The following is a 16,490-nucleotide window of genomic DNA, read 5'->3' on the forward strand; positions in this document are numbered from 1 at the left end:
TTCCCTATGCTGCTAAGCATTTTCTTTACAAGGCCTGCCCTTAACGGCTTCAATACTCCTGAAGTTACGGCGGCCTGCCTTTCACTCTCTTCTTCATGGAACCTTTTATGACGTCTTTTACGCGCCGCTCCCTGCTCACTGGACTTGCGAGTTGTATTGGCAACGGCATTTTACGTGGAGGTGTTCCGCGCAATCTGCTTTTTGGGCAGCATCCGTCTGCTGCGCCTACTGCTACTGAGCCTCCTCAATTCTGGTTTACGGATGTAGCTGCGCGCTCTACGTTTCCCTATCGCACGAACAACAACCTTACGGGCAGGAAGTATATCCCTCAGCCGATGTGCGGCGGCGTTGCGGCGATTGACTATAACAACGATGGGCGCATGGACCTGTTCTTTAGCAATGGCGCAACTTTGCCGGGCTTGACCAAGACGGCGCATGCGTTTGACAACTGCCTGCTGCATAACCGCGGCGATGGGACTTTTGAAGATGTAACAGCTAAGGCCGGGCTTGTTGGCGCGTCGCTTGGTTTCAGCTTTGGTGTTGCTGCCGCTGACTACGATAACGATGGCTTTGACGATCTTTTTGTCTGCAATGCTGGGCGCAATGCGCTGTACCACAACAACGGGGACGGCACGTTTACCGATGTTACCGTTGGCTCCGGCCTGGAACATAAGCCGCAGAATGTCGTCAGCATTGGCGCGGCGTGGTTCGATTACAACAATGATGGATTGCTCGATCTCCTTGTTACGAACTACACAATCTGGACGCCTGAAACAGACGTGCACTGTCAGACGGGTGACAAGCGTGAGGAATACTGCAGTCCTACGCTCTACAAAAGCGTTCCCTCCCGCCTTTATCGCAACCTTGGCGGGGGGCGCTTTGAGGATGTTACGGAATCAAGCGGCATTGGCAAGGCGCTGGGCAAGGGGATGGGCATCTCCATTGCGGACTTCAACAATGACGGGCGCATGGACATCTTTATCGCAAACGATACTGAGCCTAACTTTCTCTTTTTGAACCAAGGGGATGGCACATTCAAGGAAGTTGGGTTGGAGTACAACGCTGCTTATAACGCGCATGGAGATTCCGTATCGGGCATGGGCAGCGATGCTCAGGATTTTGATAACGATGGGCTGGATGATGTTATTTACAACGACCTTACCGGGCAGGTCTTTGGGCTGCTTCGCAATGAGAATGGAAAGTCGTTCACCGATATTACGTGGAGCAGTAAGTTTGGCACACTCACGCGCACGCTTTCCGGCTGGAGCATGGGGTTTATTGACTATGACAACGATGGGTGGAGGGATATTTACTCCGCGAATGGCGACGTGGATGATTTGACGGCTACATCGAAGCAGCATGACACGATGTTTCAGAACATTGATGGGAAGAAGCTTGTTGATGTTACAGAGCAGATGGGGCCTGACTTTGGCTTTGTTGGTTATCAGCGCGGGTCGGCGTTTGTTGATCTGAACAATGACGGGTTCATGGACCTTGTTGTCACGTCGCTGAGGGAACGTCCGCGTATTCTCATGAACAATGCGCTGGTGAAGAACCACTGGATCACTTTTGATCTGCGCGGGCGGAAGAGCAACCGCAACGGAATTGGAGCGCGGATACAGGTGGTGACGGCTTCGGGCCGGTCGCTTTATGGGCATCTTTCGCCGAGTGTTGGCCTCATGTCGTCGAGTGACAAGCGGGTGCATTTTGGCCTGGGGGCGGAGACAAAGATTGACCGCGTGGAAATTCGCTGGCCCAGTGGCATTGTTCAGCGCCTGGCTCATCCTGCCGTTGACCAGATTCTCAAGGTTGAAGAGACGGTGTAGCTGTGCGGGCGGGTTCTCGTTGGGAAAACACCCCTTGGAGGCTAAAGCCCAGTGCCCTTTCTGCGCTTTTGGCACGGCTGAAGCCGCGCACTTTCAAAGCAGCATGACACGGGTTGATTGATGGGGGTGGAGCCTCAGCTTACCTTTGCACCAATGTGCTCCAATGTCATTGGTTTTTCTGTAAAAAATTGAAAAATAATACAATTACTGTATATTTTTACGTTTACTTTCTTGTTAACAGGTTGACGGAAAGTGGTTACTTTCCAGAAAAAATGACGCAAAAAAACTTTTTTGAGGCTGAATGACGAACGGCCCGAGTCCTTTTGGACTCGGGCCGTTTCTGCTGTTGATTATGAGTGTGACATAAAACCCCTTAATTGAGCGCAAGAGTTATCCACAGATTTGAGATTTATTTTTGGGCATGCAGGCAAGACGAAAACGCGAAGCCTCATGCAAAAAGCTTAAGTCTGGCGGAGGTGTTTTCCCACCCTTGCGATAGAAAGAAATCGCAAGGATGGGGCACGGGGAGTTTGTGGCCAACTGGCAAAAAGCAACTGCAAGGCTACCCTGTTTTTTGATTTGGCTGATTCCGCTTAGTCGTCGTCATCGTCGCCAGCGTACTTTTTGGCGGCTTTTACGAGCGGGCCGGGCATCAGTATTTTTGTTTCGCCGGGATAGGGGCGCGTCCAGTTGGTGGCGGAGTACCAGGTGACGTGGTTGAGGAAGTTAGGGTCAACTGAGTCGGCCTTGTCGTACTTGCCCTTCATTACCTCGGCTGTGGCCTTGAGCCAGGCCTTCTGCATTGGCGTGTAGGCCATGGCCTTTCCGTTGGGCAGGCCCGGGCCGGCGTCGAGCGGAATTACGTTTGCCAGATGGTCGTAGGGGGTGAGGTCCGGCGCGTCCTGGAAGGCGTCGAACATGGGCGAGGCTACCAAGTCAAACTGCGTCAAGGGCTGGAGGCCGAGGATGTTCTCGATGGTGCGGTTGATGTTTTCCGCCGTGTACGTGGTGTGGATTGCTTTGCCTTGTCCGGGAGCCTGCGGGGCAATTGTGTAGGGGCTGATGACATAGACCGGCTGGCGGTGGCCATCTACGTGGTCCACGCCATCCTGCGAGTCATCTTCTTCCACGAAGATTGCTGACTGCGCCCATACGTTGCTGTGGCTGATGGCATCGACCATGCGGCCTAATGCGAGGTCATTATCGGCCTGATAATTGATGGGGTAGGGCTGGCCCTTGGTGGTTCCGGCGGTGTGGTCGTCGGGCAGCCAGAGGATGGTGAGGTTGGGGACCTGATTGGATGCGACCTGCTGCTCGAACTCCTTAATCCAATAGTCCATGCGGTACTGGTCAGGGATAACTAGATTGAACGGCGGGTAGTGCGGGTCCATGATTTTCTTTGCCGAGGGAATGTCCGAGCTTACATGTACCGCACCGTCAGGGACAACACAGCTTGATGCCGGGGCTTTGCCTTCTTTGCAAAGCGAGGTGTTGTAGAAATCGGTCCATGTGTAGGCGCTGCCGTCGGGCTTCTTGTCGATGAATGTGTGGTTGCTCCACTCACCGTAGAGTTTGGCTGTCATTCCCTTGGCTTCTGCTTCGGTCCATAGGAAGCCCTTGGGGGTGTTTTGCAGCGCGTCTTCGGTGGTGCCGCCGGGGTAGGAGCGAATCCAGTCGGGCGAGAGGATGTCATTGGAGTAGAAGGAGCCTGACATGCCAATCCACGGGTGGCCGTCGGCTGACTGGCGGCTTGGAGCGTAGACGTTGTCGAGCAGTGGGAAGCGCTTTACGAAGGCATGCTGATTGGGAACGCCGGAGGCGAAGACGGCAAGCTGGGGTGAGCCGTTGCCCCATGCTACGTCGCCGAGCATTGCGTCGTAGGTGCGGTTCTCTTTGATGATTAAGAAGACATGCTTGATGAACGACGGCTCGCCGATGTGCTTGGGCACTGCTACGGGCGCAGCATGGGCGTTTACGTACTGCGGGCCTACTTCAATGTTGGTAGTGAGGTCCCAGTGGTTGTTGCTGAAGACTTGCTTGCTGAACTTTGCGAGTTCTTTGGCATTGGGCTCGGCAATCAGGTTTACTACGCCGGTGTCGGCATGCGTGTTGTATCCGACTACGCCGTTGCGGGTGCTGGTTCTGCCGCGCGCGCCGAGGCCTTTGTCATCGGCAATGGCCAGCTGCTTTTGCGCTTTGTCATAGGCGATGGAGGTTGGGAAATATGCGGTGGGGATGTAGCCGATGACCGGGTTGGCGTCTCTTCCCTGCAGGTTTACGACAGCTACGGCGTTGGCCTGGCCGAGCGTGACGTAGGCTCTTCCATCTTCTGTTACCGTTACGCCGTTGGGGCCTGAGCCGAAGTATCCGTGGGCGATGGGGACACTGAGGCTGATGGTACGCGTGACCGCGTTGGTGTGCAGGTCGATGACGGATAGGCTGTCTCCATAGGCGTTGGCTACGTAGAGCTTTTCGCCGTAGATGGCCATGCCTGCTGGATGGAGTCCTACGGGAATCGATTTGACTTCCTTGCCTGCGGCGAGGTCTACGACGGAGACTGTGCCGGTGAGTGTGAAAGCATCGGTGCGGTCTACAACGATTGCGGTTCCGTCGGAGTCATTGGTGAAGTCGTTCTTTGTTGCGGGACGGCCGCCTTCATTGGTGACATAGGCGTACTTGCCGTGAACGACTACGCTGTTGGGGACGTTGCCGACAGAAATCTGGCCGATGAGCTTGGCGGGGGACGATGTGAGATCGATTACTCCGAGCGTGTTGGCGACGTTGAGCGCTACGTAGGCGTGCTTGTTGTCTTCCGCGAAGGCAATGCCGCCGGGGTTAATGGAGTTTGCGTTGTGGTAGGTGCGGCCATCCTGCGGAGGCTTGGGGAGGCTGACTCGCTGCTCGTGCGTGAGCTGGCCGGTCTCGTGGTTCACGTTGGCAACGACGACGAAATTGTTGTCCTGGCTGAAGAGCAGCTTAGAGCCGTCGGAGGAATAGGTGATTCCGGTAAAGGAGCCTGTGCTTAGTGACCTTGCAGAGTCGCTTGGCTCGCCTGTTGGAAGGAAGCGCTGGAGGACTTCTCCTGTGACCGTATTGAAGACGATGACCGGCTGCAGCGAGCCCATCAACAGCACGGCGCCGCTGTGCGTGGCGGCGTTGGGATTGAGCGCGATTGCTTTGGCGCGCACTGGCGAGCCTAGTTCGATGATTCTGCCGGCGGGCGTGAGCGTTTGATTGTTTGACGCGACGATGGAGCCATCCTGCTGCGGGCCTACGGTGCGGTCTGGGCTATCTACCTGCGATAGGCCCTTTACCTTTTCGGCAGGTGCGGCTCCTTCTGGAGCTGTTTTTGACGGGCCTACATTGAAATCCTGGGTGCTGGTTTGGGGTGGCTTTGCCTGCGCAAAGGACATGGCAGATCCCGCAAGCATCCACAACAGGATAGAACGAGCATTGCCGCTCGCAAACGGAGAATTCAGGCGCATGATGGGTCCTCTTTTTCAACCTATATATACATCAACTTTTTTGACCTGTAATTAACAACAGGTTGAGCGGGGTAGGTTTCTTTCGTACTATGCCGCAAAAAAATTGTGGCAGGAGGGTTGCTCCTGCCGCTGATGATGCCGTGATTAGAGGCGGCAGATTAGTAGCTCGCGCTCGTAGATCATTTCAGGAGGAAGGTGCGCGTGCAGGTTGAGGAAGAGGCCTTCATGGTGGATGATTTCGCTCTTCCATAGCTGCCTATCGATTTGCTGCAACTCGTCGAACTGCTCCGGCGAGTAGTTCAGACCGTCCCAATGAATGTCGTCGAAGTAGGGTGTCCAGCCGATGGGAGACTCTTTGGCCTGGGCGCGACCGTGAACGCGATCGATGATCCACTTGAGCACGCGCATATTCTGGCCGAAGCCGGGCCAGAGGAATTTTCCCTGCGCGTTTCTGCGGAACCAGTTGACGTGGAAGATGCGCGGCGTGACGGAGAGGGAGCGCTGCATCTTGATCCAGTGACGGAAATAGTCGCCCATGTGGTAGCCGCAGAAAGGCAGCATGGCCATGGGGTCGCTGCGGACTTTGCCTACTGCGCCTTCCGCGGCGGCGGTGGTTTCTGAGCCCATGGTTGCGCCGGTGTAGACGCCGGAAGACCAGTTGAATGCCTGGTAGACGAGGGGCATGGTGGTGCTGCGGCGGCCACCGAAGATGATGGCCGAGATGGGAACGCCTTCGGGGTTCTCCCAGCTTGGGTCAATGGTTGGGCACTGCGATGCGGGCGAGGTGAAGCGGCCGTTGGGATGCGCGGCGGGCTTGCCGGTCTGCTTGCCAATTTCGGGAGTCCAGTGGTTGCCGCGCCAGTCGAGGAGTTCGGTGGGGGGCTCGTCGGTCATGCCTTCCCACCAGACTCCGCCTTCGGGAGTGAGAGCGACGTTGGTGAAGATGGTGTTTTTGGCGAGCGTGGCCATGGCATTGGGATTGGTTTTGGTGCTGGTGCCGGGGGCTACGCCGAAGAAGCCTGCCTCGGGATTGATGGCGCGGAGCTGACCGGTGGCGTCGGGCTTGATCCATGCGATGTCATCGCCGACGGTCCAGACTTTCCAGCCTTCAAAGCCTTTGGGAGGGACGAGCATGGCGAAGTTAGTTTTGCCGCATGCGCTGGGGAAGGCTGCTGCGACGTAGGTCTTTTCGCCTTCAGGGGATTCGACGCCGAGGATTAACATGTGCTCGGCCATCCAGCCTTCGTCGCGGGCTATGTTGGATGCGATGCGGAGTGCGAAACATTTTTTGCCGAGCAGAGCGTTGCCGCCATAGCCGGAGCCGTAGGACCAGATTTCGCGTGTTTCCGGGAAGTGGACGATGTACTTTTCGTCGTTGCAGGGCCAGGGGACGTCTTGCTGGCCGGGCGAGAGAGGCGCGCCTACGGAGTGCATGCAAGGGACTACGCGCTTTTCATCCTTGTCGATTTCTTCAAAGACGGGCGTGCCGATGCGGGTCATGATACGCATGCTTACGACTACATAAGGAGAGTCAGTGAGCTGCACGCCTATCTGGCTCATGGGAGAGCCGACGGGGCCCATGCTGAAGGGGAGCACGTACATGGTGCGGCCACGCATGGAGCCTCGGAAGAGCTCTTTGAGTTTGCGCCGCATGGTGAAGGGGTCTTCCCAATTGTTTGTGGGGCCGGCGGCGTCTTTGGAAAGCGAGCAGATGAAGGTGCGGTCTTCTACGCGGGCTACATCATTGGGGGATGAGCGGGCGTAGAAGCATCCGGGCCATTGCTCCTGATTGAGCTTAAGGAAGGTGCCGGATTTTACGAGCTGGTCGCACAGGAAATCGTATTCGGCCTGGGAGCCATCGACCCAGTGGATGTGGTCGGGTTGGCAGAGGTCTGCCATCTTCTCTACCCAGCGGATGAGATGCTTGTTTTTGGTGAGCGCTTTGGGGTGTGTCTTGCTGGTGGCCATTCGGGCTCCTGATTCCGTGCTAATTCATTGGACTCGACGGAGCGGGTTGAATGCAACTATGCATACCAGAAAGGAAGGGCCTTACAGTGCCTGGCTTGCTGTAAGGCCCTTCTTTATGTGATTGCTACGGCAGTATTATGGGTGAAAGTCCAGAATGGGCTTGTCGGAAAAACTTACGGTGGGGTTAGCGTGGCCTTCGAGGTCAAAGACAACGATTTGGTTGCGGCCCTTCTTCAGGAAGGATGCTGGGAGATAGAGTGCGCCCTGCGGGCCGATTTTCCAGAAGCGGCCTAATGGTGTGCCGTTAATCCAGACTTCGCCTTTGCCTAGATTGCGCGTGTCTACGAATGTATCCGTAGGGTTGTCTACATGGAAGTCGGCGGAGTAGAAGCATGCGCCTTCACATGATTCATGCTTGAATGGGAACGCGCCTACTTCTTTCATGGGCAACGAATAGATGCTCCAGTGTGCCAGCGGCGTGCCGGAGAGCGTTACCTGCTTTGTGATTCCCATGCGCTCGTTGGGAAACTGGTGGCCGAAGTTGACGCGGCCGCTGTTTTCTACGAGGATGTCCAACTGCGCGCCGTCATGCATGACTGTGAGCGGGAGCGTAGACTGCGCAAGCCTGCGGTCCAGTGTGCCTGCGAGTTTGCCATCCAGATAAATTTGCGCGTAGCTGTGCAACTCATCCAGTTTTAATTCGCCGGACTGCGATGTATTTACGGTTGTGCGGTAAAGGATGTATCCGTAGCTTTGCCCAAGCTGCTCCATGGGCAGAACGGTGTTGGATTCGACGGCTTTGGGCAGTGTGCTCCAGACTGGTGTTGCGCTTGCGAGTGTGACGGGGGCCAGCGCGTGCGCGAGGATTGGCGCGGGCGGTGCTGGCGGCGTTATGCCTGTTGCCTGCTGAATTACATCGCGGAAGAGGAAATATTTTGGCGTCAGCTCTCCGCTCTCGCTTACAGGCGCATCGTAGTCGTAGCTTGTTACGGTTGGCTCATACTTGCCGTTATCGATATTTGAGCCGTTCATCCAGCCGAAACTGGTGCCACCGTGAAACATATAGAGGTTGACGGAGTAGCCCTTTTCGAGCATCCACTTGATTTCGTCGGCTTCTGTCTTTGCGCTGGCGGTGTGGTGCGGCTCTCCCCAATGGTCGAACCATCCGGCCCAATACTCGCTGCACATGCGCGGGCCAGTGGGGCGGATTTTTTCAAACTTTGCGAACTCTCCCTTTGCATCGCCTGTGCCAAAGTTGATTGCTGCGGGCAGCTCAGGGAGCATGCCGCCGGGCAGTTCGTCTGCGCCATCGGCTGTATAGAGCATGGACTTGGTGAATCCGGCATCGACGAGGATGTGATGAATCTGCTCCATGTACGCATGGTCATTGCCGAACGAGCCGTACTCGTTTTCTACCTGCGTCATGATGATTGGTCCGCCGTTGCCGCTCTGCAGCGGCGCAAGCTCCTGGCCCAGACGGTGCAGCCACTTTGATGCTGCGTCGATAAATGCCGGGTCTGAGGTTCTTACCTTGATATCCGGGTTCTTGAGCAGCCATGCAGGGTAGCCGCCAAACTCCCACTCGGCGCAGACGTATGGTCCGGGGCGAAGGATTACGTGGAGACCTTCCTGTTGTGCTTCGCGGATGAACTCTGCTACGTCCAGTTGTCCGCTGAAGTCGTACTTGCCCGGCTCGGGCTCGTTCAGGTTCCAGAAGATGTAGGTCTCAATTGTGTTGAGGCCCATGGCTTTGGCTTTTTTCAGGCGGTCGCGCCAATATGCACGCGGGACGCGTGCGTAGTGGATTGCTCCGGAGATAATCTGAAGGCGTTTTCCATCCAACTCGAAATGGTCGTCTACCGGGCGCAGGATGTGATCCTGCGCGTGCATTGCCATGGAACCCATTGACAAGACAAGAGAAGCTAAAAGCGCTAAACAACGTTTCTTCACTGCGGCATTGCCTCCAAAGTTACAACCTGGAACGGTTCAAGATGAAAAGTGTATGGTTGGCCTGCGTGAAGCTCGATTGCGGGCTGTGAAGCATCCGCAGCCCATGGGCTATGCGCTTTATAGCGCTTCGCCGCGCCTTCCGGTAATTCAAAAGCCTGCGCAATATCCAGCGTAATTGATTGTGGCTTGTCCGATGGGTTGCGCAACGTCAGGATTCCCTTTTGCGATGACCAGGAGGCCCATCCATATACCTGCAGCCAGCGTGGATCGCCGCCTACCCAATGCGTGTCCTTGAGTGTTTGCGCATTGGTGCGCGACCACTTGGCTGACTCTGCGAGTATGTCCCAGTTTTCCTTTGTCAGCAGTGAGGGTGTGATGTACATCTCCTGCAACTGCGTGCCTGTGCCGAAGTAGCTGTGCACTTCCTTCGTGAAGTCATTGCCTGGGTCGGTAGAGAGATGCGGGGCCTTTTGCGCATAGACGATGCCGTGCAGCATGAGTGAGTTGAGCGGATAGAGCGGGCCGCGCTTTACTACTTCGTTGTAAACGTCGGCGTCGCGATAGGTAATCCAACGTTCGCGCCATGTTCCTACACCTTCATGCTCGGTATCGTCACCGCCGCGCCAGATGGAGTCGGCGTACATTAACCAGAATGGAGAGGGCCAGGTGCCTGTTGTCAGGTTGATATAGAGGTTGGGCTTCAGTTCGCGCAGGTCGTGAATGAGGTGAATGGCTGCGTCGAAGTCGCTGGAGAACTGGCTGCCTTTTACTACGGTGTCTGCGTTGCCTGTTCCATCAAACTTGAACTGGTTGATGCCGTACTGCTTTACCAGTCCTGTTACTGCTTCATGGAAACGCTCGTAGTATTTTGGCCCTGATAGTGCGAGCAGGCCGCCTGCTAATTCATAGCCATCGCGTTTTGCCGTGGCTATGCGTTCATCTTTTGGCTTGCCGTAGCCGCCCCAGGGTGAGAGCCAGATTCCCGGCGCGGTGTTGTACTCTGCAGCGGCCTTTTGCAGGGGCGCGAAGCCGTCCTGAAAGTCGCTGCGAATGCGCCAGAGATTGTTGTGGTCGTCCCATCCATCGTCAAACAGATAAGAATCGAGTGTTACGCCGCGCTGCTTGTGCAGGGCATCGCCTATTTCATGGATGCGTGTTACCGCGTCCTGCTGCGAGTAGGGAGTGAAGAAGCCAATGTCGAACCAACTGTTGTAGTGCAGGAAAGTGCGGTAAGGGTGGGCTCGTTCGCGCTCGATATATGTTAGGAAGTCGCGCCGCAACTGGCCTTTGTTTGCGATGCCAACCACTGCGGAATAGATGAGCGACTGGTGTGCTCCCAGAGAAACTGCGCTTGCGAGCTCGCTGACGCCATGGTCTGCGACCACGCTTGATTGACTCAGCGGCTGCTCGAAGCCTAAGAAGAAATCTTCCTTCTCTCGGCTGGCTACCAGTGGGGAGCCTTGTACTGTTCCGGAGACAACGAGGTCGGGAGTGTGGACGTCAATCAGTCGAATGCCCTTGATGGGAACGGGATTGTCTTCGGCAGTGATTGTGAGCGACTGGCGTATGTAATTGGAACCTTCGCGCACTATTAGCGACCACTCCGCGTGGAACTGCCCCTGCGGGTCTGCGAACGAATAATGCACCGCTATGCCGGGCAACTGGTCGGAGTAGCGCGAGGCTCCTGCGAGCGGAGATAGCTGCTCTACGCGTGGTGTGCCTTGCGCCAGCAGATCGCTGGGATGTACGATGCCGCGCTTTTCAATCGAGAGGAGAAAGGGGCCATCGAGTGCGATGGAACTCTGCTTGCTGTGGACTGCGAGAGCTGTTGGAAGGTCTTTCTGTGTCTGCCAATCGACGACAATCTGCTCGCTTGTTATGCTGCCACCGCTTGCGGTGAGTTTGGCGGTCTGGCCTGACAGGGTTGTGCATGCGCAGGTGATTGCGAGGCAGATTTGTGCAAAAACAGGGAAAGGCGGCTGGGGCATGAACTCTCCGCTTGGCTTGCTTCATCAAAATATGTTGCTGCCAATAGTATGCGGCCTGCACGTGGACTTATGCCTGCGCGGCCTTGCTGTCTGTATTGGGGAGATGAGGGACTGGGAGTGTCCCATCTCTCCAGAAGAGGGAGAGATGGGATACCCGTCAAAGCTGCGATTAGTTTGAGCTTTGGGTTGGTGGTGTTAGAACTTCAGGCGCAGAGCGAACTGCATCTCGCGTGGTGTTCCTGAACCGACCGGAGTGATAGGCGAAACGATGCTGGTGTTCACGGTGTTGAGGATGCTGCCGAAGTCCGTTGTGTTGTCCGGGTTGAAGGTGGACTGCGGCTGGCCCAGCTGCGGATGGTTGAAGATGTTGTAGAACTCGGAGCGGAACTCCAGCTTCATGCGCTCGGCGATTGAAAAGGCTTTGCCTGTGCCAAGGTCGAGCTGCCAGGTGCCGGGTCCGCGAAGCAGGTTGCGCGGTGCGGCGCCGAATTCTCCTGCGGGAGTGGTGAAGGCTGCTGGGTTGATCCAGCCTGTGACGCTGCTGCCTGTGGACGGCTTGAGAGAGACGCCGGGAACGAGGTCAGGGCGCTGGGTTCCGGCGTTGTTGCCGTCTGGCGCGGTGTAGCTGCTAGGCAGAATTACGTTGACCGGGAAGCCGGTGCGGGCAAGCGCGGTGGTTGTCATCTCCCAGCCGCCTGCGACGGCGTTGGCAAAGGCGCCGTGGTTCAGGAACTGCTTGCCGTGGCCGAAAGGAAGCTGGTAGACGGCGTTGGCATTGAAGACGTGGCGTGCGTCCCAGTTGCTGCTGGCGCGGTCACAGGCTGAGCAGGCGACGTTCTGCGGCACTTGCGAATCGCCGTCACCGCTGCCGTTGGAGTCGTCATCGATTTCATGCGAATAGGCGTAGTTGGCTGCGACGAGAAGGCCGTTTGAGAAGGGGCGACGTACGGAGGCGAGGAATCCGTGATATGAGCTGTTGAGCCTGGTGCCGCGCCAGTTGATGGCCGGAGCAAAGGCTGGGTACTGGGCTTCTCCCGTGGTGGGATCAATCATGTTCAGTAGAGAGATGGTCAGCAGGTGGAGGCCCTGGCTGCCTACATAAGAGAAGGTGCTGACGAATCTGGCAGGCAATGTGCGCTCGACAGAGGCGCTCCACTGCTCGGTGTATGTGTCTTTGCGCTTGCGGTCCTGCGCATCTGGGGCGATGGTTCCGGGGCCAGAGTAGCATGACGGCGAGATTGGGTAGGTGAGTGCCTCGCCGGAGCATTTTGTCAGCGAATAGGCACCGACTTCATTGCTTGTGGGAAGGTTCTGGTCGTCCAACTGGCCGTCTTCGTGGTATATGCCGAAACCAGCGCGGAAGACCGTTTTGTCTTTATCCGGGGCCCAGGCTACGGAGATGCGTGGATCGATGTCGCCGTAGTTCTGCTGGCCGAAGCTGGCGCCGACGCCGCAGAATCCCTGCGGGCCGCAGGTGTCGAAGTCGAAGGGGTTGGCTTTTCCGTTTACTTCATGAAAGAGGCTGAAGACGGTATAGCGCAGGCCGAGGTTTGTGGTGAGGGTGGGGCTTATCTTGTACTCGTCCTGGATGTAGCCGATGGTATCGGTCTTGCGCAGGCCGTTGGTGGGCAGGGCATCGTTCAGCGACGCCTTGGAGATTTTGTTTGCTGCCAGATTCTCCAGAGAAGAGAAGGTGATTTTGCCGCTGATTGTCTTGCCCTGGTTCATCTGGATGCGGCGGACTTCCACACCGGCTTTGATGGTCTGGCGGCCATGGGTCCAGGTTAGGTTGTCGAGGTAGGAAAACGAGTTGCCTACGCCGATGCTGATGCGGTTGTAGTTCAGGGTGCTGAGGCCGGTAACAGCAATCTGATAGTAGCTGTTAATTCCGCTGAGACTATATGTATTAGATGTGGCGCGATTGAAGCCGACTTTGACTTCATTGACCAAGTGGGGGCTGAAGACGTGCAGCAATTCGAGGGCTCCGTTGATGGGCGAGGAGACCTGCTGCTGCAGGTCAGCCGCGTTTGCGGCGAAGGGCTGCGTATCTACTGAGCGGTCGTAATTGAAGCGCATGAAGGCGGTGGTCTTGCTGGAGAAGTGGTGGTCAATGCGTATCATCGCGGAGCTCTCATTGACCACTTGCTCGCAGGCGCAGACCAGCTCGTCGATGTTGGGGTCGCTGTTCACGCCGGGGATGAGGATGGTCCGCGGACCGGCGACCGGGTATGCATTCATAAGTGCGTAGACCGGCGAAGAGCTGGGAATTGTTACGCGGAAGGCGGGGTCGGGCACATAACCGATGACGGGATAGCCCCAATTTTGCCGGTATGCTTCCGAGGCGAGGAAGAAGAATGTCTTGTCGCGCACGATGGGGCCGCCTAACGATCCACCGAACTGATTGAGACGAAGCGGCTGTTGCGCTTCTCCGTCAGAGGCCCAGGATGGTTCCGTGGCATCGAAGTAGCTGTTGCGCAGGTATTCGAAGAGCGTGCCGTGGAAGTGGTTTGTGCCCGAAGGCGAGGTGACATCGAGTTGCGGTCCTGCTGTTCCTCCGGATTCCGCGGGGGACAGCAGCGTATCGACGCGGAACTCCTGAATTGCATCCAGCGGAATGGCGAGGCGCACCCAGGCGCGCTGCGACTGATTGACTATGTTGGTGGCATCGACGCCGTCGTAGGTGAAGTTGTTGTCGTCGGTACCGCGTCCGGCGAAACGCACGGAGCGCTGGTTGCTTCCGCCGATATCGACAACGCCGGGAACGAAGGTGGTCAGCTCCGACCAGTTGCGGCCATTAAGCGGCAACTCGTCTGTCTGCTCCCTCTCAATCAGGCCTGTCACGGCACTGCTGCTGCGGTCCATTAGCGCCGAAGCAAAAGGGACCGTCATGGTTTCTTCGCCGCCAGCTACCTGCATGGTTGCGTTGAGAGTGCGCGTTCTGCCTATGACCTGCTGTACATCCACGAACTTTTGCGTTTGAAAGCCGGAGTGCTCAAAGGTGACGATATAGACGCCCACTGGCAACTCGGGAATGCTGTAGCTTCCGTTTCTTGACGACACTGTCTCACGGCGCAGTTGTGTTGCGCTCAACACCGCCGTGATGTGCGTTTGGGGCAGTACCCGGCCTGAGGGATCGGTGACCGTGCCGCTTAGTCCGCTGCGGTCTACCTGCGCGAAAGATGTTGCGGCAAAGCAAAAGACCGCTCCGAGTTTGAAGAATGCGCGAAGGCTTCGGCACTTGGAAAACATTCTGAAATTGTCCTCTTTTTTGTGTTGCTATAGATTGACTACGCACAATACCCCTGTGGGGCCTGTCGAACACAATCCCGCCTTGCTGGTCTTTAGAAGGGTAATCGATGGATTGCAGCATATCCCTATATGCCGAGCACTCTCATTCAGCGTCGCGGGGAGCTATGTCGAGTTTCGCATGCCAGTGCAATGACATAGATTACAGAACTGTAATTTTCATATCGATGCTATCGGAACATAATTTTCTGGCTGGCGATGCGCTGCTGGGCTCTGGATAGAATCTCGGCGGATGGCTGTTGCGTCTGGAGCGCATCGGTCACAACGTCATTGAGGATTTCCGCGAATGCGGGAAGGTGGCTGCTGCGCGGCAGTGCGCGCGCTCCTAGCGAAATCTCTTCAATTTTGCTGTATGCGGGGATTCGCTTTTGAACTTCGGCATTGCGCCAGGTGGAAAGACGAACGCCGACTACGCCATGTGCTACGACGCCTAAATCCATCTCCGGGCTGGCCACAAAACGGATGAAGTCGTATGCGACCTCTTTTTGTTTTGATCCGGAAGCAATGGCCAGAGTCCAGAAGACGGAAAGCGAGGCCGGAGGGATGCCCTCTTCCGAAGGGATGGGAGCGATGGCGACTTTGCCGCGCAAGGATGCGCCCTCACTGTCGCATCGCGTGGCGAAGCCAAACCAGTTCACCATCATGGCAATTGTTCCAGAGAGAAAGATATTGCCGGAGCGCGTCGAGTCGAGTTCTTCTGCACCGGGATAACACCTTGAAGCGTCGCCGATTATGCCGCGATAGAAATCGAGAGATCTTACGGCTTGTGGAGTGTTTATCTGAGGGGTTCCGTTGCTGCTTTCTAATTCCCCACCGCGGCTCCATAGCTGAAGCGCAAAGTCATAGAGAGTGTTGTGGCCGTCTGGGAATGCGGCGAAGAGTGTGCCATAAAGGTTTTCGGCGGGGCGCGTGAAGAAGTGCGCAATGTCAGAGAATTGCGTCCAGGTTGTTGGTGGCGCTAATGGGTATCCGTAGCTGTTGCGAAATTTTTCCTGTTCGATTGGATCTTCTAAGAGGTTGCGTCTATATATGAAGCATTCTGGTCCGTCATGCCATGGGAGCGCGTAGAGTTTGCCGTTGAAATCTAGTGGGCGGACCAGTGAAGATGCCCATCCGTGGGGCCAGTCGGGGATAGGTTTTGCGACATGGCGGAGTGTCAGCTCGTCGATTAGTTTGCGCTCTACGGCCTCGGCAAGCCAGTCGGTGACGATGAAAGCGATATCCCACTCGCCGCTGCACAAGCCATCTTCTTCAAAGAGTTTGCTGCGGAGACTGCACAGGTCAAGCGGGACGGCTTCTATCTCCACTTCAGGATGTAGCTTTTGATAAAGCTCAATCTGCTGGGACAAGGCATGCTCAAAATCCGGGAATTCTCGAACTGCAATGCGCAATCGTGTTGCTGCCATGGTCCGGTGCTCCTCCTTCGCTAAGCTGTGCGCTCTTTCTTTTCGACGAGGTACAGGTGCTCACATGCGAGCACAACTTGACGTGACTGGTTGTAGACCTCAACAGATTCAACAACGATGCCGTGGGCGGGGCGCTTTGGATCGTTGCGCTTTTCACGGATTGCTGCTGTTGTGTAGATTGTGTCACCGAGGAAGACGGGGCGGATGAAGCGCACCCTGTCGTAGCCATAGGACATGGCGCGAGGATTGATGTCGCCAGCGGTCATGCCGATGGCGACACTCAGAACCAGGGTGCCATGGGCGATTCGGCGCTGAAATGGCTGCGTGCGGCACCATTCTTCGTCCATATGGTGCGGGTAGAAGTCGCCGGTTTGGCCGGCATGTAGCACGATGTCCGCCTCTGTGATTGTTCTGCCGCTTGTGACGCGCGGGCTCCCGATCATGTAGTCCTCAAAGAAGACCTCTTCGAGCTTCATTTTGCCCCGCTTTCTTTGCGGTTTGATTCTAATGCGTAAATCTCTGGTATAAAAAATAATTTTGTTGATAAAATCATGGCCAATC

General features: G+C 56.3%; 8 protein-coding genes. 1 reads left to right on the forward strand and 7 read right to left on the reverse strand.

What is annotated here, in order from left to right; all coding sequences use genetic code 11:
- Positions 1–107: 107 nt before the first annotated feature.
- Positions 108–1,826 carry a CRTAC1 family protein gene (locus AC5S3R_RS02880; protein WP_494265133.1) on the forward strand — a complete coding sequence of 573 codons (1,719 nt, stop codon included), beginning with the start codon at positions 108–110 and terminating at the stop codon, positions 1,824–1,826.
- A gap of 593 nt (positions 1,827–2,419) precedes the next feature.
- Here AC5S3R_RS02880 and AC5S3R_RS02885 read toward each other — a convergent pair.
- The 7 genes from AC5S3R_RS02885 to AC5S3R_RS02915 form a co-directional block, all read right to left on the reverse strand.
- Entirely contained in the window at positions 2,420–5,311 is a 2,892-nt protein-coding gene (locus tag AC5S3R_RS02885) for a bifunctional YncE family protein/alkaline phosphatase family protein (RefSeq protein ID WP_494265134.1), read from the reverse strand.
- Positions 5,312–5,455: 144 nt separating this feature from the next.
- The gene (locus AC5S3R_RS02890) at positions 5,456–7,279 is read right to left on the reverse strand and encodes a phosphoenolpyruvate carboxykinase (GTP) (protein ID WP_494265135.1); all 1,824 of its coding nucleotides are present in this window, start codon (positions 7,277–7,279) and stop codon (positions 5,456–5,458) included.
- A 135-nt stretch (positions 7,280–7,414) separates the two neighbouring features.
- Positions 7,415–9,175 (reverse strand): beta-galactosidase, encoded by a 1,761-nt coding sequence (locus tag AC5S3R_RS02895; protein ID WP_494265137.1) that lies wholly within the window; start codon positions 9,173–9,175, stop codon positions 7,415–7,417.
- A gap of 50 nt (positions 9,176–9,225) precedes the next feature.
- Positions 9,226–11,217, reverse strand: coding sequence for an enterotoxin (locus AC5S3R_RS02900; RefSeq protein WP_494265138.1), 1,992 nt, complete (start codon positions 11,215–11,217; stop codon positions 9,226–9,228).
- 195 nt (positions 11,218–11,412) lie between these two features.
- Entirely contained in the window at positions 11,413–14,466 is a 3,054-nt protein-coding gene (locus AC5S3R_RS02905; protein ID WP_494265140.1) for a TonB-dependent receptor, read from the reverse strand.
- Positions 14,467–14,693: 227 nt separating this feature from the next.
- A complete protein-coding gene (locus tag AC5S3R_RS02910) occupies positions 14,694–15,929 on the reverse strand; it encodes an ABC transporter substrate-binding protein (protein ID WP_494265142.1) in 1,236 nt (411 codons plus the stop codon).
- A gap of 20 nt (positions 15,930–15,949) precedes the next feature.
- Positions 15,950–16,405, reverse strand: coding sequence for a MaoC family dehydratase (locus tag AC5S3R_RS02915; protein WP_494265143.1), 456 nt, complete (start codon positions 16,403–16,405; stop codon positions 15,950–15,952).
- Positions 16,406–16,490 lie beyond the last annotated feature (85 nt).

The sequence above is a fragment of the Occallatibacter sp. FHG110214_02 genome, from assembly GCF_059115385.1.

Bases quoted from the DNA above. Each gene is read 5' to 3' on its own strand.
- AC5S3R_RS02885 (WP_494265134.1), bottom strand. From the start codon at position 5,311: ATGCGCCTGAATTCTCCGTTTGCGAGCGGCAATGCTCGTTCTATCCTG.
- AC5S3R_RS02910 (WP_494265142.1), bottom strand. From the start codon at position 15,929: ATGGCAGCAACACGATTGCGCATTGCAGTTCGAGAATTCCCGGATTTT.
- AC5S3R_RS02890 (WP_494265135.1), bottom strand. From the start codon at position 7,279: ATGGCCACCAGCAAGACACACCCCAAAGCGCTCACCAAAAACAAGCAT.
- AC5S3R_RS02905 (WP_494265140.1), bottom strand. From the start codon at position 14,466: ATGTTTTCCAAGTGCCGAAGCCTTCGCGCATTCTTCAAACTCGGAGCG.
- AC5S3R_RS02880 (WP_494265133.1), top strand. From the start codon at position 108: ATGACGTCTTTTACGCGCCGCTCCCTGCTCACTGGACTTGCGAGTTGT.
- AC5S3R_RS02895 (WP_494265137.1), bottom strand. From the start codon at position 9,175: ATGGCAATGCACGCGCAGGATCACATCCTGCGCCCGGTAGACGACCAT.
- AC5S3R_RS02900 (WP_494265138.1), bottom strand. From the start codon at position 11,217: ATGCCCCAGCCGCCTTTCCCTGTTTTTGCACAAATCTGCCTCGCAATC.
- AC5S3R_RS02915 (WP_494265143.1), bottom strand. From the start codon at position 16,405: ATGAAGCTCGAAGAGGTCTTCTTTGAGGACTACATGATCGGGAGCCCG.